This window comes from Methylomonas sp. MED-D (genome assembly GCF_050276835.1).
Lineage (GTDB): Bacteria > Pseudomonadota > Gammaproteobacteria > Methylococcales > Methylomonadaceae > Methylomonas > Methylomonas koyamae_A.
On the sequence record NZ_CP189965.1, the window covers coordinates 4,010,941 to 4,027,058 of the forward strand.

A 16,118-nucleotide genomic window follows, 5' to 3' on the forward strand; every position below is an offset into this window, starting at 1 on the left:
CCGAGGCAACATGGACCCGGTCCCAGAGGAACTGGGCTGGACCAGCTATCGAACCGGCACGTTCGATAGCTGGCGCGGCCCCATCCATAGCCGAAAGCAAGACTACGTGGCCGAGGAAGTACCGGTAGTGCTGGTCTACAACACGATCCCTCACGTTGTCATGCTCACCACGCCGCTAAATCTGGAAGACTTCGGTCTCGGCTTCAGCCTGACGGAAGACATCATCCGCCACCCAGCCGAACTGCTTTCGGTCAAAGTAGTGCAGCGCGCCAAAGGCGTCGAAGTCCGTATGCAGATCCCTGAGGCACGCTTCGACAATCTGCACGGCAAGGGCAAGAACATGACCGGCCGCACCGGTTGCGGCCTGTGCGGCGCAACCACGCTGGAACAAGCCATCCGCCCGGCCCGCCGGGTCGGCGATGGTTCAATATTGGACGCCGCGCTGCTCAGCCGGGCTTTCGAAGCGATGCAGCAGCAGCAAGCGCTGAATTTGCTGACCGGCGCGGTACATGCCGCCGCCTGGCTGGAGCCGGAACGCGGCATCGCGATGGTGAGGGAAGATGTTGGCCGCCACAACGCCCTGGACAAACTGATCGGCGCGCTTGCCAGAACCGGTTGCGACTTCTCTGCCGGCTGGCTATTGGTAACCAGTCGCGCCAGCTACGAAATGGTCCAAAAGGCCGCCAGCGTTGGCATCTCGCTACTGGCGGCCATCTCGGCACCGACCGCGCTGGCGATACGGCTGGCGGACGAATGCGGCCTGACCTTGGTCGGCTTCACCCGCAACGAAAACCACACGATTTATACCCACCCCTTTCGTTTACAACATTATCAAGAATCTGCCGCATAACTCATGGATAACAGCAATCTCGTCAAAATGGCCAATAACATCGGCGCGTTTTTCCAATCCGAGCCGGAACACGATGTCGCGGTCAGCGGCGTCGAAACCCACATCCGCAATTTCTGGGAACCCAGAATGCGTAAGCAAATCGTCGAATATTTGCAGCACGGCGGCAACGAACTGCTGGACATCGTCGCCGAAGCGGTCAAGCGCATCTCGCAAAAACCCTGATAGGCTTATAACATCCAAACAGGCCCGGTCCGCGGCAAACGGATCGGGCTTTTTTTGGCGATGTGCAGCTGCGGCATCCCCCGTGGACGGGATGCGCATTCAGGCAAGACTCGCCGCAAATTGCGCCTTTAAAAACCCGCTACTCTTTATTCCTCAATGCTGCTTGCTTGAGCGCACTGTGTCCAGGCTGGCGCGCTCCCGCCAATGACCTCATCTTCGTTCGCATCGGGCGCGATCGGCGCAATCTGAATCTTTCGCTGAAGCTTGCCATCCGCCAGACGCCGCATTTCAAAGCCGATGGGCGAAACCCCGTGCGGAAACTGGTACTGATAGACCACACTCCTGCTATCGCCCGTAAAGCACCAACCGTAGATCATGCCGAAATCCCCTGTGAATCTTCTCAGACGGCTCTCCGGCCCCAAGACGGCAAGAAGGATGGGCTGCGGATAGGAAGTTCCCTGATTCCGATACATGGCTAACCAACCGGCGTATCGCTTGTTGGCGGACACTGCAGGCTTACTAAAGCCATCTTGATCTTCTATCCTCGGCGCTGGAAAGTTACTTCCGTCGGACCGGGTAAGTGTCAATCTCGCTCCATTTTCTTCAAGATGAGTCTCAAGGAATTCAGCGCCTTCGGCCGATGTAGCGGTTATAACCGTAAAGAGTAGCAAGACTTGGAGCTTCATAAGCACAAAATAGTCCGAACCGGGTATTGAAAGCGAAGCTTAGCGTAGCTTCGGGTAATCCGCATTTCTTGAAAATCCACCAAGTGCCGTTAACCCTGAAACGCGAGCCGTATTCGCGCCGGTTCGATCTAAGCCAACCTCTTCCGGAGAAGACAAATTCCATCATTTTCAAAACCCACGCCAAGCGTAGCTTTTTGTCCGGCAACCAAGCTGTTAAGTTTCCGCTAAAGCATGCCCTATTTCGTAATCGAACCGCCGCCGTTGTTGTGTCGCAAACCCGACAATTGCGCCAGCACACCCAGATTGCCTATTGATTTTAAATGCTTTTTTATTGGCACAATGCTTGCGTTTGGATAGACAGCGTCCGCCGCCGTACCCAGGTTTTCTGTCCGTCTCGCAATTTTGAGCTTTTCGGAGCTTGGAAAACCGGAATTCGACCGGCGACGACCCCATCCAACCGACTAACTCCGGAGCAGATCATGCCAGCGACCTTTGAACTGAAAACCAACGAAGACAATCAATATGTATTCAACTTCCTGAGCAGCAAGGGCGAACTGATCCTGATGAGCGGCGATTACCCCAATAAGGAAGAAGCGATTCAGGGCATTAAAGAAGTCCGCACCGGTTCGTTAATGAGCCACCAAATCGCCGCCAGCCGGGTACCAGAGGGCGATACCTTCTTTGTGATCAAGGATACGGTGGGTAACATCATTGTTAAAAGCGTTTTATATAACTCGAATATGCTGTTCGACAACGCCCTGCACACGGTCAAGGACAATGCCTGCATCGCCGAAATCGTCGATTTGACCGCATAAGCCTCGTATCGGGGCGATTGTTCATTTTCTACCAGACAGCAATGAGGTATCGACACCATGGCAGGCGAACTTAAAATTGTTCGGGAATTGGCGACGGTTTGCGTCACCGCGGGCGAGTTGGCCGCGATCGCAAGCTTAATTAAAGACGAGCTCAAAAAGCCTGACTTTGTCGAACAATTCGACAAGATGGCGGACGCGATCGACGAATGCTACGCCATCACGGTGACGATTCTTCAACCGTGGTTAGAAATGACCAGCGAAGCCGAATTTTGCGAGAAATTCGACACCCTCCATGCCGACTACAAAGCCACGTATTTAACGATTACCAACCGACCGCGACTAGCCTCAGACCGGGCTTACATCGAGTACGTGGCGCTTCGGGAATTCAAGGAAACCCAAACAGCCTATCCCTTGCTGAAAATGACTTTCGCCCGCCTGGACGAATTTATCGACAAATGGATTACCAACGACGCCTGGCTGGCGATGACGATCGAGAATCTGGTAAAAATGCTACATCGTTACCTGAACGAAATCGCCGAACTCAAGCAAAAAGATCCGACCGACGCCTTTGCCATTTACCGAGCCTTGATGATGGCGTTTCGTCCGTTTTATGGTTTGCTGGAAACCGGCGAAGCGAAAGCCGAGCCCCGGCGCCTGGAAAGTACCGGCTAGACTGAACGGTCCAGCCGTTTCGCCGTAGATCGCGACGACAAGGGGGCGCTGTCGGTACCGCGCCTGACCGCCAGTTAACTCAGCGGCTGTTCGATGGCTTTAAGTCTAGAATACTTCCTCTGCCGCAACCTTACATCCATCAATTTCCTGTTAATACCAATAGGACCACGTCTCTTACCCGCAAACACAAAAGGCGCGGCCTGAGCCGCGCCCTTGGGGGTTTGATGCTACTCGCGTCCAGGAAAGATGCCCACAGTCGCGACACAATAACGCATGCCGACGTAGGGATTGCGTACTGAAAATGGATGGCTCTCGCCGCTAGCGCCCACCGTCGTGCTGGCGTTGACGGTAACGGCATCCGTCGCCAACTCAGCGTTCGAGGGCGAGTTGGAATAAATGTTATCCCGATTCGCGGAGGCGGCCGGAAACTTGCCGCTCGGATTGGTGCTGTTACCGTTGCTGTTGACGGCATGCAATTTCGCGGTGACGATGGTATTAGCCGCGTGGCTATGAAACGGCATATTTGGCTGGAATAATGTTACGTTCTCCTGCCCGCTGATCTCGCCCAAATCGACCGGCGCCAAGCCGGGGCCGACGCCGACGCCGATAGGATTGCGGCCGCGTAAATCCGGCAATGAGAATGTCGTTTGTCCGTTACCGCCGTAAGTAGTGCCTAACAAGGCGAACAGCGCCTGGTTTTGAGCTATCGATAACAAGCGTCCGTCGGCTTCCGCATAACCGATTGGGCAATAGGTGGTGGCAAAGGTGCATACTTCGCCGATATAAGGTTGCGAGCCGCAGGCGGCGGCGGAGCCGCTCAAGCTTGCGATGGTCAGGGCCAATAGGGTTTTCAAGGATTTTTTAGACATGGGAAGTACCTTTATTCAGTGATGTTGAGTAATTCGTCGATTTAAAGCGTGTTGTTTTAGCAAGTGCTTGCGCGGCGTTTGGACAGGGCGAACGACAGCAAGCCGATCGCCATCAGCAGCAAGGTTTCCGGCTCCGGCACGGTGTTGGTGGTTTGTCGAGTGACCTCGGCGACGCTGAGAAAGGCTGACGTGTCCGCCAGGAAGAAAGCGCCCGGATCGGCACCGCCGAACAACGTTAACTCCGGACTGTCGTCGCCCAGTTCCAGCAATTCGCCGGGGTGTAGGATGAAGGTCAGCAAGCGCGAACCGCTGTCGACCAACTTTCCACCGTAGCCGCTGGCCGTATTTTGGTCCGGTGCGCTCGCGGGTCGGGCTTCGTTGCCGAATACCGTATCCGAAATGAGTTTGCTGAACAGCAATTCACTGTTGTCCTTTTTATGGAGCTGTACGATCGATTGGGCAAAATCGCCGTTACCTTTGATGGTTTTGGTCTCGGGAGCCGCAACCAAATGGCTGAAATCGAATTTCAAGCTCACCAAAAACGTGTCGACCGCCGAGCTGTTTTTAATGGACAAGGCCAAGTCGCCGAACAGCGAACTCATAAACGACGGCTCGTCTTTCGAACCGCCTTCGGCGTGCAGCTTGATGCCGAAACCGTCGCCGATGTCGGATAAACTCCCGCTCAGCGGGTCGTCGCCGACAATCTGATCGTTGATTAAGCTGGTAGTGGTGGTCGCGCCGCCGACGACGCGGATCAATTCGCCGTTTTGGGTGGCGTTGGTCGGTAAGGTCGGCGTGCCTAAGCTATCGAATTCCACCTTACCGGTAATATTGATGAATGGATTGAACACTGCCGCGGCGACCGGTTGGGCCATCCCCAGCCCGCCGATGGCCAAAACCAGAGCGGAAATGCCGAAGCGAAGTCGTTTGAATGATGGTTTGCCAGCCGATGCTTGGGGATTCGATAGTGTGCTTTCTATGGTTTTCATGACGCGCCTCTTAAATGATTTCGTTATAGGGTCGAATGGGTTGCAAAATGTTGAATACCCGGGTCAACAAGGCCGGTACCGCCGCTTTCTCGGGGCTTTGCCGGATTTGTTCGCCTTACGGTTGAGTTCGAAGTCATAGAGTCAATTGCCGTGCCAAAGCCGGTCGACGGAATCTTGATTTTTTAAGTGTTTGTATTGGAAGGTTATTTCTTGACTTGCGCGCCGGCCGCTGCCGATTCGGCCGGCTGGGATTTCCGAATATCGCCACGAGATGCCGTTTTGTTTACGAAATGTCGTATGTGCTGGGCCAGCACTTTCGGCGGGGTGTGAAAACCTTGGTTATGCCGTCAATAAGAGGCTACTCAGCAAGGCAATCCGTGGCGCTGTCGGAGAGTTGCAAGCCGAAAGTTTCGATTTTTCGTAAAAGCTTCTATGCTGGTAGCGCTTGGCGAACCCTGTCAATAACCCCAAGCGCCCGCCGCTTGCCGTCCATCGTCGCCGGCAAACCGGGCTTAGCAACAATTTTCCGATTCCTTGAGCAGAGCCTATGCGTAAAACCACGCCCGCCAACATCAAACTGACGCTTTACGGCAAACCGATAGAATTGGAACTCAGCGCGCCGGCGGAAAAAGTCACGCCGGTGGCAATCCTGCCGGCGCTGCATCGCATCAACAACACCTTCGTCGAAACCGCGGTCGAGGTATTTGTCGCGGACGGTGCCACCATCTCCTGCCAAGCCGGCTGCGGCGCTTGCTGCCGGCAAGTGGTGCCGTTGGCGGAGTTCGAGGCCTATCAGATAGCCGGGCTGGTCGAACAAATACCCGAGCCGAAGCGTTCGGCGATCAAGCAACGATTTGCCGACGGCTGCGCCAAACTGGACGAGATCGACTGGCTGGGCCAATTGGAACGGATGCTGGCAGAGGGAACGACGCACGAAGCGGTCCAGACGCACGCGCTACGTTATTTTCATTCTGGCGTGGCCTGCCCGTTTTTGGAAGCGGAAAGCTGTTCGATTCACCCGGTTCGGCCGCTGGCTTGTCGGGAGTATTTGGTCACCTCGCCAGCCGAACATTGCCGAAATCCGACGCCGGAACACGTCAAGCACATCGAGTTGAAGTTTCAAGTATCCAAGATCGTCCGCAAGCTTTGGCGGACCAACCACATCAAGGATTTGGATTCGGTGCCGATGATTTACGCGCTGAAATGGGTCAAGCGGCATCCCAACCAATTTCCGAAAAAACGCGGTCAGGATTGGCTGCGGGAATTTTTTAACTATCTAGCGAATCCGTAGCAGCGGCTATGCGCACCTCGCCTGCCGTCGTCACCAAAGACTCGCTCGACGCCAAGCCATTTTGATCGTCGAGCACGAACCGTGCGATCACAATCCCGCGACCCGCAGGGCGTAAGGGGGTCGAGGCAGTATCGCGGGCTCTCGGACCGCAAACCGACATTAAAACCAGCCGTCGCGCTAGCGATACAAGACTTAGAAGTCTATTTCCGCGTGGGCACAAAAACCGTGCCCTCCCTACGCAACTGCGACGGGTATAAAACCTCGGCGATTTTGTCGGAGAACGGCAGCGCTCTATAAAATTTGTCGACCGTTCTCGTCCGTAGCTCGACGCTTATAGAAAATTTCTCCAAGGTTCGAGCTTGCCGTGAGAATGCCCGAGTTATTTTGGAGAACCTTTGAGAAAAAAGCCCGATGCTTTCAGAAGAAAGCCCGGATAGCCAGTTTTGTAGGGCATTGGCGATAGCATAATGCGCCGAATGATTTAAGGCCAACATACGGCGCAATACGGCTTCGCCTATTGACGCCCTACGAATTGCGCCTTACAGCCTTGTCCTCCTCGCAAACCGACACAAAAACCATCAGTCGCGTCAGCGATAACAAGACACGAAACCCGACTTCCCACGTGGGCACAAAAACCATGCCCACCCTACGCAACGTTAAATTTCGGGACGGTTTTCTCCCCTGATGCCGCGCCGAGCACCGGGGATTTTGGCGAGAGTTGCCCACCAGGGGAGCGGCAGGGAGAGCCTGCCCCGCTTTTCGGGCATGTCGCTCGTTTTCGGAGGGCTAGGACAGCCCTTCCGAAAACCCTCGCCGAAATCGCCGGCGCGCAGGACAAATCGGCAGGATAGCCGATTTGCATGCGATAGCACCCGAAGGGCGAGGCACAAGGATGTGCCGAGTGAACAAGCGTCATGGGGTGTCGTTTCTTTTGGATACTTTTCTTTGGACAAGCAAAGAAAAGTATCTCGGCTGTCGGGCCGAAACCCGACATTAAAATAGATCCTGGCAATTCAACACGATACAAACAGTCACGCGACCGATGCGCTTCACTTTGTTCAGCACATCCTATGGGCCTCAACCTGCGACAAACCACTGCCTTGCCATTCTTCAATATGCTGACGCCATTTCGATGTAACGGCCATCGCTACTCCTGATCAAAAAATCACAGGATGCCTCAGGCTGAATGATCTCAACAGGTGGGCGGGATAGAGCCTTACGACCTAATCGTACCTACGCGGGCTATTTTCGCGTGGGCACAAAGACCGTGCCCACCCTACGCAACGTTAAATTTCGGGACGGTTTTCTCCCCCTGATGCCGCGCCGAGCACCGGGGATTTTGGCGAGAGTTGCCCACCAGGGGAGCGGCAGGGATGCCGCTCGTTTTCGGAGGGCTAGGACAGCCCTTCCGAAAACCCTCGCCAAAATCACCGGCGCGCAGGATGAAGCGGCATGGGGTGGCCTTTTCTTTGGTTTCTTTCTTTTGGCCAAACAAAAGAAAGAAACTCGGCTGTCGGACCGAGACCCGACATTAAAACAGGTCGTGGCAATTCAACACGATACAAACGGTCACTCGACCGATGCGCTTCACTTTGTTCAGCACATCCTATGGCCCTATCTTTAATAACAGGCAGCCAGTTTTCCAACATACAGAATAGTTCGTTCATCTTTTACCGTTAACAAGTGAAAAAGAAGTTTCTAAATATCATCCGTCCTACCTAAACAACCAACCTCGGCACCGCCCCCAACAACCTCTGCGTATACTCATGCTCCGGCGCCCCACAAACCTGAGCAGTAGCCCCCTGCTCGACAACCTTCCCCTGATACATCACCACCGTCCTGTCGCTCAAATACTCCACCACGCCGATGTTATGGGTAATGAACAACAATGTCAGATTACGGCGGCGGCGGATGTCCAACAGCAGTTGCAGGATTTCCGCCTGCACCGACACATCCAGCGCGCTGGTGATTTCGTCGCAGACGATGAATTCCGGATTCAGGGCCAGAGCCCGCGCCAGGCCGATGCGCTGGCGCTGGCCGCCGGAGAATTCGTGTGGGTAGCGCCACAGCGCCTCGCGACCGAGTTGCATGTCGTCCAACAATTGCTCGGCCAGTTCGATGCGCTCGTCGCGGTTGGCGCCGATGCCATGCACCTGCATCGGCTCGGTCAGCGTGGTTTCGACCAGCAGACGGGGATTAAGCGATGATTGCGGATCTTGAAAGGCGATTTGCATTTGCCTGCGCAATGGCCGCAATTCCTGAGCCGACAGGCCGACCAGTTCCCGGCCGGCTATCTTGATGCTGCCGGCGGTCGGCGGCTCCAGTTGCAACACCGCCCGGCCCAGCGTGGTTTTGCCGCAGCCGGATTCGCCGACCAGCGCAACGATTTCGCCGCGCGGAATGTCCAGGCTCACATCATCGACCGCTTTGATGTGATCGACCACCCGGCGCAACAAACCCTTACGCACCGGAAACCAGACTTTCAGGTTGCGGATTTGGATTAAGGCTTGGGATTGCACTGCCACTTGGGACGGCGTATTGCCGGAACTTGTCTTTGCGAAAACCGCCGGCTGAGCGGAGCTGGCGCCGTTTGCTTCGACTCCGCTCAGCAAGCGGCTTAGTTTAACGACGCTGCTCTCACCGCCGGCGCGGTGAGAGCCTTCAGTAGCTGGCGCTTCGACAAGCTCAGCGCGAACGGTGGTTGGTGGTGCGGAGGCTTCTAGTTTGGCGAGATTTTCCGGCACCGAAGCCAGCAGTTTTTGCGTGTAAGGATGCTGTGGACTACCCAGCACGTCGCGGCAGCGGCCAGCTTCGACCAGGCGGCCGAACTGCATCACGCCGACCCAGTGCGCCATTTGCGCGACGACGCCGAAGTCGTGGGTGATGAACAACATGCTCATGCCGGTGTCGTCCTGCAATTGCCGCATCAGGCGCAGGATTTCGGCTTGCACAGTGACGTCCAGCGCAGTGGTCGGTTCGTCGGCGATCAACAGCTTGGGCCGGCAGGCCAGGGCCATCGCTATCATCACCCGCTGGCGTTGGCCGCCGGACAGTTGATGCGGGTAATCGCGAAAGCGCGCGCCGGGGTTGGGGATTTGCACTTGGGTCAACGCCACGACCGCGCGTTGCTCCGCTTCTTCCGCGCTCATGTTTGGAAAATGCAGGTGCAACGCTTCGATAATTTGCTCGCCGACGCTAAGCACCGGATTCAGCGAAGTCATCGGCTCTTGAAAAATCATCGCGATCTGGGCGCCGCGCACTTGGCGGATGTCGGCGTCGGGCAAGGCCAGCAGGTCGCGGCCGTCGAACCAAATTTCGCCGCTCGGATGGCTGGCAATGCCGTCCGGCAATAGGCGAATCACCGACAAGGCGCTGATCGACTTACCGCTGCCGGATTCGCCGACCAGACAAAAGGTTTCGCCCGCCGGAATATCGAAGCTGACGTCCTCGACGGCCTTGACCGGCTCGCCGCCGGTTTGTAAATAGGTGCGCAGGTGTTTGACTTGCAGCAAGGGCCGATTCACGACTCGCCTCCGTTGCGCCGCGATAGCTTCGGATCGATCGCATCCCTGAAGGCTTCGCCGATCAGGTTGTAGGCGAACACGGTCATGAAAATTGCGCCGCCGGGAAACACCGCCATCCACCAATTGAAGGTCGAAGACTTGACCGCCTGATCCAGCATCGCCCCCCAAGACGGCGCATCGACCACGCCAAGCCCGAGAAAGCTCAGCGTGGCTTCCGACAAGATCGCCCCGGCCACGCCGAAGCTGACCGCAACCAGTAACGGCGCGACGCCATTGGGCAGCATATGGCGGAACAGTATCGAGTGTAGCAGTAAACCGCTGGCAATCGCCGCTTGCACGTAATCCTGCTTGCGCAGTTTTAAAAACTCGGTACGCACGTAACGAGCGTAACCGGACCAGCCGGTGACGCCGATGATGACCATCATCATGTACAGGCTGCGGCCGAAGAAGGCGACGAAGGTCAGCAACAAAAACAAGGTCGGAATGTCCTCGAAGATTTCCACCAGCCGCATGCCGAGCATGTCGACGATGCCGGAGAAATAGCCCATCAACCCGCCGACGACGATACCGATGGCTAGCGCGATGCCGGTGGCGATGAAGCCTATGCTCAATGCAATCCGGCTGGCGTGGATCATGCGGCTCAGCACGTCGGCGCCGTTTTCCTCGGTGCCCATCCAATGCGTGTGGCCCGCGCTGGCGAACGGCGCCTCCAGGCCCTTGCTGCCCATATCGCGCAGATAATCGCCGGGCGCATAGGGAATCGGCGGCATGATTTTCCAATCGACTTGCACGTATTCCGGGCCGCGAAAATCGTCGTAAATCACCAGCGCCGGCGGCTGCACGGTCAGATTGGCGATCAACGCGGCGACGGCGGTGCCGGACAAAAATACGAGAAACTTGGCACCGCCCGCGAGCGGCAGCCGGGACACGGCCAGCGCGATGAAAAATGCCACCAGTATCCAGGCATCCTCAATCGACAAATAGCGTAACACCGGGAAAGTGATTTCGCCGTTCTTGCTCATCACCAATGGCATCGAGTTGGCGAGAAACGGTGCGAACACCGCGAACAACACCAACACGCCGACCCAAGCCAGTCCGAATTTGACGCCGACGCCGTCCAGCGTGCGGCGCCAGATGCGGGCGGAGAAGGATTGCCGGCTGATTAAGAATCTAGGAGATGACGCCATTGGCTACCCTGATTGATACGCCGTATAGCGGCAAGTCGATTCGCACGATGCGACTTTTAACCTGCCCCTGATTTTTACAGCTATTCCGTTGGCACCCTCTGGGGTATAGAGTCTGAACCCTGCGACTGCCCTTAGGACAGGCTTTTCGAAGCCTGATGTGGTGCGCCCTTCGACAAGCTCAGGGCGAACGATGTTTAAAGACCGGGGTTGTAGCAACTTAGTCATAACTCACCCTAGGATCGGCCAAGGTGTAGCAGAAGTCGGCGATCAAATAGCCGACCAGGGTTAGAAAGCCGCTGATCCAGGTAATCGACAACACCAGCTCGCGGTCCCTGCCCTTCACCGCTTCCACCGCCAATTGGCCCATGCCGTTGATGCTGAAAATGTTCTCGACGATCAACGAGCCGGCCAACAAACTAGGCAACAAGCCGGCCGAGACCGTAATCAACGGCAACAAGCTGTTGCGGAACACGTGCGTCCACAGCACGTCGCGTTCGGCCAAACCCTTGGCGCGGGCGGTGCGGGCGTAGTCGGCGTGCAGGTTCTCCAGGATCGAGGTGCGGGTCAATTTCGCCAGCGCGGCGAAACCGCCGTAGGACAAGCAGATCACCGGAAGTACCAGATGCCAGATTCGGTCCAGTAGAAAGCCGCGCACGAAGCCGCTGTCGTTCCAATGCGGCAGAAACGGCATGTCCAGCGCCTCGCGGGCGCTGAGGCCCGCGGTCGGGAACCATTGGAAATATTGGATATTAGCGAAAAAGCCCAGCAGCAACACGCCGGCCAGCATGGTCGGAATCGACCACAGAGCCAACATCGACAAGCTTGCGCCGATGTCGAAGGCGCCGCCGCGTTCGGTTGCAGACTTCATGCCGATCCAGATGGCCAGCGCATAAGTGAACGGTATGGTCACCAGATTCAGCAACAAGGTAATCGGGATACGTTCGGCCAGAATGTCGGCGACCGGTCGGCCGTATTGAAAGCTGGTACCGAGGTCCATGCCTTTGGTCAGCGAGAACGACTTATGACCTTGTTCGTCGTCGACGAAGCCGATCGGCGACACATTGTTCAGCCAACGCAGGTATTGCAGCGGCGCAGGTTGATCCAGGCCGTAGCGCTTGTTGTAATAATCCAGCAAAGCCTGCTTTTCCTGCGGTTTCATGTCCATGCCGCCGACCAAAGTCTGGGCGCTGATACCGCCCGGCGAGGCTGCCATCACGGCAAACACGACCACGGTGATGCCGAGCAGGGTCGGTACCATCAACAACAGGCGGCGCAGCAGATAAGTCAGCATAACGAATTCCTTTTGAGTGCCGAGAGAAAAATCCATGTCAAATCGGCCGGGATTGCCGAGCTCCAGACTTCAGGGACATTCAAGGCCAACACCCTCCATGGTATCTGGTCCCCGGCAATCCCTGCCGGGGTGACGCAACGCTGCAAGCTCGTCATGACTTTATTGCGTGTATTTTTGCTGGGCCAGCGGCACGTAGTTTTCCAGCGGCAGCGAGCCCAGATTTAGACCCAACTTGGTCATTTGCAGGTTGTGGATGCGCTTGTCGACGAACAACAAACTTTTACGGCGCATCAGGAACGTGTACGGCTGATCTTCGTAGAGTATGCGTTCTGCCTGTTGCCACAGCGGCATGCGCTTGGCTTCGTCGACGGTACGGCGAGCTTCATCGATCAGCTTGTCCAATTCAGGATTCTGGTAACCGATGAAATTGTCGCCCTTGCTGATCGCCTGCGAGCTGTGGAAGGCTTGGTACAAGTCGGTTTCGATGCTGCTGGTCCAGCCCAAGGTGATCGCGTCGAAGTCTTTTTTATCCAGATTTTCCAGCATCACCGGCCATTCCTGCGGAAACGGCACCAATTTGACCCCGGCCTTGGCGTACAGGTCTTTCAGCAAGAGCACCATACGGCTGGTATCTTCGTTGGCCTGAAAATAGGTCAGTTTGAACTCGAATGCTTGGCCGGCCTGGTCTTCCAAAACGCCGTCTTTATTGCGATCTTCGTAGCCGGCTTCTTTCAACAAAGCCTTGGCCTTATCGAGATTGGCTTGATAGGGCTGCAAGGCGGCGGCGTGCTGTTTGCTGGCGTTGCCGAACGGACTGACTGCCGGCTCGGCGTAACCGAGAAACACGTCCTTGATAATCCGGCCGGTATCGGTCAGGTAGGTCATGGCCTGACGTACCCGCTTGTCGGCGAAACGAGTCGGCTTACCGCCGCGTATCTGGTTCCAGCCGATATAGCTGTATCCGACGACCGGCGGCATGTATTCGAAGCTCTGGCTTTTGCCCTGAATTTGCGCATCGTTTTGGAGCTGTCGGTATTCGACCGGGCGCGCGGAATAGGAATCGATGTCGCCGTTGCGGTAGGTGGTCAAACGGGCACTGTCGTTTTGGATAATTTTCCAGAGGATGCGGTTGTAGGCCGGCTGAACGTCGCCCCAATAGCGCTCGTTGCGCAACAATTCGACGCTGCCCTGATCCGGGGTCCAGTTTTTCGGGTCGGCCAATCTATAAGGGCCGCTGCCGAGCAACAAGCCTTTGGATTCGTTGAATTTTTGCGGTTCCTTTAGATAAGGTTCGTAAAAATGCTTGGGCATGATGTTCATGCCGCCGGCCAGTGACAGCGCCTCGAAATAAGGCTCTTTAAACACGAACGTCACTCGATCTTTGCCGTCGGCCTTGACTGACTGAATTTTTTCCAGATAAGCACGGTCGCGCGGCGCCTGAATCGCGTCGGTCATGATGAACGTAAATGTGAACGCCACGTCTTCAGCGGTCAGCGGCTGGCCGTCGGAAAAAGAAACGTCGTCGCGCAAGTCAAAGCTGATCGTTAAACCATCCTCGCTAACCGTCCAGTTTTTCGCGACCAAACCTTCCCAGGCCAAGGTATCCGGATTGCGGGTGATCAGGCTTTCCTGCACGTAGCTTTGCACGTTGGCGGCGTAAGCGTCGGTCGATATCAGCGGCGTTATGGTTTTCAGATTAGTGCCGAAGGCTTCGACGCTCCAATCGCCACGGGCGTAATCGGCCAACTTGGTTGCCGCGTAGGCGCGCTGAAAGGCTTGAGCAACCTGACTGCTTGGCGGGTTCGCCGTTTGCGCGCTCAACGCCCCGCTACCGGCCAGACCGCGCAACTCCCTCACCGCTTGCGCCTGATCTGCCAGTGCGGTTTGCATGTCGCTGAGCTTCAGCCATTGCCTATCGATTTGATACATTGCTAGCAAAATCAGTACGATAACCAAGCCAAGCAATGAGTAGAGTATCCAGTCTCTGGTAACGGAGGACGTTTGCATAGTTCCAATGATTGGCGGAGTGTAAACAAAAGTGTCGGAGACACTGATTTTGAACCGGGGCGGCTCAAACCCAATCCACCCCGGCCTGTCGGCCTATTCTTCAACGAAGTATCCGGGACTTCTCCGGCGTACCGCGCCTAGCAATTGCCGATGGGCAACGATGGCTACCCACCGAAACGCCCCGCCTAAGCCAAATTGACGATCGGCACTTCCGGATTGACGTCGGCATCGTAATCCACGCCATCGACCTCGAAGCCGAATAACCGCAGAAAATCTTGCTTGTAGCCGGCAAAGTCCGTCAACTCGTTGATATTTTCGTTATCGATCCGAGACCAGAGCTCGCTGACCTCATCTTGTACTTGAGGGGCCAATTCCTTTAAGTCGGCGCGAATGCGACCTACTTCATCGAGAATCGGCTCTGCCCCATAGAGACTGTCCCGGAACAAGCCGTTGACTTGTTCGATGCAACCTTCATGGGTACCAGCTTCCTTCATGACCTTGAACAACAGCGCCAAATACAAGGGCATCATCGGAATTGCAGCGCTAGCCTGGGTGACCACGGCTTTTAATACCGACACCCTGGCATCGCCGCCTAGCGCGGCCAGCTTGTGCCGTATGTCGACAACGCGCTTGTCCAAATCCTGCTTCGCCGCGCCTATCGTACCGTCCCAATAGATGTCCTTGGTGACTTTCTCGCCAAGATAGGTGAACGCCGTGGTTTTTGCGCCGGGCGCCAGAACGTCGGCGTCAGCCAATGCGTCTATCCACATTTGCCAGTCTTCGCCGCCCATCACCGCGACGGTATTGGCGATTTCTTCGTCGGATGCCGCAGGCAGCGTGAATTCCTTGATGACCTCTTTGTCGGTATCGATACCGGTTTGCACCAAGTCCTTGCCGATGGGTTTCAGCGTCGAATTGTAGGTCACCCCGGTTTTCGGATGGGTGCGGCGCGGCGCGGCCAAACTGTAGACCACCAAATCGATTTTGCCGAAATCCTGTTTGATGGCATCTATCGCTTTTTGTTTGATGTCGTCGGAAAAGGCGTCGCCGTTGATACTTTTCGCATACAAACCTTCGGCTTCGGCGAATTGATGAAAAGCCGCGGAGTTGTACCAGCCGGGGGTACCGGGTTTATCGGCGGTTCCTTCGCGTTCGAAAAACACCCCTAGGGTTTTGGCGCCGGCACCGAATGCCGCGACGATACGCGACGCCAAACCGTAGCCGGTGGATGCGCCCAAAATCAGTACGTTTTTGGGGCCGCCCGCTATCGCGCCGCCGCTTTTAACGTAGTCGATTTGCTGTTTGACGTTGGCGGCGCAGCCGACCGGATGGGTGGTGACACACATAAAACCGCGAACGCGAGGTTTGATAATCATGTAGCTCCTTAAAATCAAGCCGTTAAAGAAAGGACAGAGTTGCGTGGCAACGGTCCGGTTGTTAATTTTTAAGGTAACTAATCAGTGAATCGCATCACCTTGCAAATCGCCGATCGCCCCCTTTTGATCGAGGTGGTTGAGGCGAATTCACGAAAAAAGCCTCAATCTCGCCCCACTCAACCCTCTCCGAGCGGAGAGGAGTCCCTGCGTGTCACGCTGAGTAGTTACTTCTAAAGTTTATCGCAAGCCTAGCTCGAACAGAACAACTATCTCGAATCCCGACGATACGGGAATCTCATCCCCGATAATCGTTGACAAACACAGAGGTAACCGGATACC

Annotated in this window: 14 protein-coding genes; 6 read left to right on the forward strand and 8 right to left on the reverse strand. The window is 56.0% G+C overall.

The genetic code is table 11. The annotated features are described in order from the left end of the window. Nucleotides 1–10: 10 nt before the first annotated feature. Both fdhD and ACQE3E_RS18080 read left to right on the forward strand, forming a co-directional pair. Complete coding sequence (fdhD, locus tag ACQE3E_RS18075) at nucleotides 11–850, forward strand: formate dehydrogenase accessory sulfurtransferase FdhD (protein ID WP_071160430.1); 840 nt, start codon at nucleotides 11–13, stop codon at nucleotides 848–850. Between the two features lie 3 nt (nucleotides 851–853). Continuing rightward, the gene (locus ACQE3E_RS18080; RefSeq protein ID WP_064029275.1) at nucleotides 854–1,072 is read left to right on the forward strand and encodes a formate dehydrogenase subunit delta; all 219 of its coding nucleotides are present in this window, start codon (nucleotides 854–856) and stop codon (nucleotides 1,070–1,072) included. Nucleotides 1,073–1,218: 146 nt separating this feature from the next. Here ACQE3E_RS18080 and ACQE3E_RS18085 read toward each other — a convergent pair whose 3' ends face one another. Further along, entirely contained in the window at nucleotides 1,219–1,758 is a 540-nt protein-coding gene (locus tag ACQE3E_RS18085) for a hypothetical protein (protein WP_313730835.1), read from the reverse strand. A 26-nt stretch (nucleotides 1,759–1,784) separates the two neighbouring features. Between ACQE3E_RS18085 and ACQE3E_RS18090 the strand changes: the two genes are divergently transcribed. The 3 genes from ACQE3E_RS18090 (at nucleotide 1,785) to ACQE3E_RS18100 (ending at nucleotide 3,245) form a co-directional block, all read left to right on the forward strand. After that, nucleotides 1,785–2,072 carry a hypothetical protein gene (locus tag ACQE3E_RS18090; RefSeq protein WP_313730834.1) on the forward strand — a complete coding sequence of 96 codons (288 nt, stop codon included), beginning with the start codon at nucleotides 1,785–1,787 and terminating at the stop codon, nucleotides 2,070–2,072. A gap of 165 nt (nucleotides 2,073–2,237) precedes the next feature. Further along, nucleotides 2,238–2,573 (forward strand): DUF1508 domain-containing protein, encoded by a 336-nt coding sequence (locus ACQE3E_RS18095; protein WP_064029561.1) that lies wholly within the window; start codon nucleotides 2,238–2,240, stop codon nucleotides 2,571–2,573. A gap of 57 nt (nucleotides 2,574–2,630) precedes the next feature. Continuing rightward, complete coding sequence (locus ACQE3E_RS18100; protein WP_064029269.1) at nucleotides 2,631–3,245, forward strand: hypothetical protein; 615 nt, start codon at nucleotides 2,631–2,633, stop codon at nucleotides 3,243–3,245. A gap of 227 nt (nucleotides 3,246–3,472) precedes the next feature. On the opposite strand, the gene ACQE3E_RS18105 is transcribed toward ACQE3E_RS18100, so the two are convergent. Both ACQE3E_RS18105 and ACQE3E_RS18110 read right to left on the reverse strand, forming a co-directional pair. Next, complete coding sequence (locus tag ACQE3E_RS18105) at nucleotides 3,473–4,114, reverse strand: phage tail protein (RefSeq protein ID WP_313730833.1); 642 nt, start codon at nucleotides 4,112–4,114, stop codon at nucleotides 3,473–3,475. A gap of 56 nt (nucleotides 4,115–4,170) precedes the next feature. After that, the gene (locus tag ACQE3E_RS18110) at nucleotides 4,171–5,103 is read right to left on the reverse strand and encodes a PEP-CTERM sorting domain-containing protein (protein WP_313730832.1); all 933 of its coding nucleotides are present in this window, start codon (nucleotides 5,101–5,103) and stop codon (nucleotides 4,171–4,173) included. 547 nt (nucleotides 5,104–5,650) lie between these two features. Here ACQE3E_RS18110 and ACQE3E_RS18115 point away from each other — a divergent pair. After that, nucleotides 5,651–6,394: a YkgJ family cysteine cluster protein gene (locus tag ACQE3E_RS18115; protein WP_064029262.1), complete on the forward strand. Its 744-nt coding sequence runs from the start codon at nucleotides 5,651–5,653 to the stop codon at nucleotides 6,392–6,394. Between the two features lie 1,718 nt (nucleotides 6,395–8,112). Here ACQE3E_RS18115 and ACQE3E_RS18120 read toward each other — a convergent pair. The 5 genes from ACQE3E_RS18120 to fabV all read right to left on the reverse strand — a co-directional run bounded on the left by ACQE3E_RS18120 (nucleotide 8,113) and on the right by fabV (nucleotide 15,779). Continuing rightward, on the reverse strand, nucleotides 8,113–9,918 hold the full coding sequence (locus tag ACQE3E_RS18120; protein WP_313730831.1) for an ABC transporter ATP-binding protein: 1,806 nt from the start codon (nucleotides 9,916–9,918) through the stop codon (nucleotides 8,113–8,115). After that, nucleotides 9,915–11,105, reverse strand: coding sequence for an ABC transporter permease (locus tag ACQE3E_RS18125; RefSeq protein ID WP_313730830.1), 1,191 nt, complete (start codon nucleotides 11,103–11,105; stop codon nucleotides 9,915–9,917). Before ACQE3E_RS18125 ends, ACQE3E_RS18120 begins: the two co-directional genes overlap by 4 nt. Nucleotides 11,106–11,322: 217 nt before the next feature. Then, the gene (locus ACQE3E_RS18130; protein ID WP_064031325.1) at nucleotides 11,323–12,396 is read right to left on the reverse strand and encodes an ABC transporter permease; all 1,074 of its coding nucleotides are present in this window, start codon (nucleotides 12,394–12,396) and stop codon (nucleotides 11,323–11,325) included. Nucleotides 12,397–12,555: 159 nt separating this feature from the next. Continuing rightward, nucleotides 12,556–14,403 (reverse strand): ABC transporter substrate-binding protein, encoded by a 1,848-nt coding sequence (locus ACQE3E_RS18135; protein ID WP_064031320.1) that lies wholly within the window; start codon nucleotides 14,401–14,403, stop codon nucleotides 12,556–12,558. A 185-nt stretch (nucleotides 14,404–14,588) separates the two neighbouring features. Continuing rightward, on the reverse strand, nucleotides 14,589–15,779 hold the full coding sequence (gene fabV / locus ACQE3E_RS18140; protein ID WP_064031319.1) for an enoyl-ACP reductase FabV: 1,191 nt from the start codon (nucleotides 15,777–15,779) through the stop codon (nucleotides 14,589–14,591). Nucleotides 15,780–16,118: the final 339 nt, after the last annotated feature.

Excerpts from the sequence above, each read along its gene's own strand:
- ACQE3E_RS18080 (WP_064029275.1), top strand. The coding sequence starts at position 854 with ATGGATAACAGCAATCTCGTCAAAATGGCCAATAACATCGGCGCGTTT.
- ACQE3E_RS18130 (WP_064031325.1), bottom strand. The coding sequence starts at position 12,396 with ATGCTGACTTATCTGCTGCGCCGCCTGTTGTTGATGGTACCGACCCTG.
- ACQE3E_RS18105 (WP_313730833.1), bottom strand. The coding sequence starts at position 4,114 with ATGTCTAAAAAATCCTTGAAAACCCTATTGGCCCTGACCATCGCAAGC.
- ACQE3E_RS18085 (WP_313730835.1), bottom strand. The coding sequence starts at position 1,758 with ATGAAGCTCCAAGTCTTGCTACTCTTTACGGTTATAACCGCTACATCG.
- ACQE3E_RS18095 (WP_064029561.1), top strand. The coding sequence starts at position 2,238 with ATGCCAGCGACCTTTGAACTGAAAACCAACGAAGACAATCAATATGTA.
- ACQE3E_RS18135 (WP_064031320.1), bottom strand. The coding sequence starts at position 14,403 with ATGCAAACGTCCTCCGTTACCAGAGACTGGATACTCTACTCATTGCTT.
- ACQE3E_RS18115 (WP_064029262.1), top strand. The coding sequence starts at position 5,651 with ATGCGTAAAACCACGCCCGCCAACATCAAACTGACGCTTTACGGCAAA.
- ACQE3E_RS18100 (WP_064029269.1), top strand. The coding sequence starts at position 2,631 with ATGGCAGGCGAACTTAAAATTGTTCGGGAATTGGCGACGGTTTGCGTC.
- fabV (WP_064031319.1), bottom strand. The coding sequence starts at position 15,779 with ATGATTATCAAACCTCGCGTTCGCGGTTTTATGTGTGTCACCACCCAT.
- ACQE3E_RS18110 (WP_313730832.1), bottom strand. The coding sequence starts at position 5,103 with ATGAAAACCATAGAAAGCACACTATCGAATCCCCAAGCATCGGCTGGC.
- ACQE3E_RS18125 (WP_313730830.1), bottom strand. The coding sequence starts at position 11,105 with ATGGCGTCATCTCCTAGATTCTTAATCAGCCGGCAATCCTTCTCCGCC.
- fdhD (WP_071160430.1), top strand. The coding sequence starts at position 11 with ATGGACCCGGTCCCAGAGGAACTGGGCTGGACCAGCTATCGAACCGGC.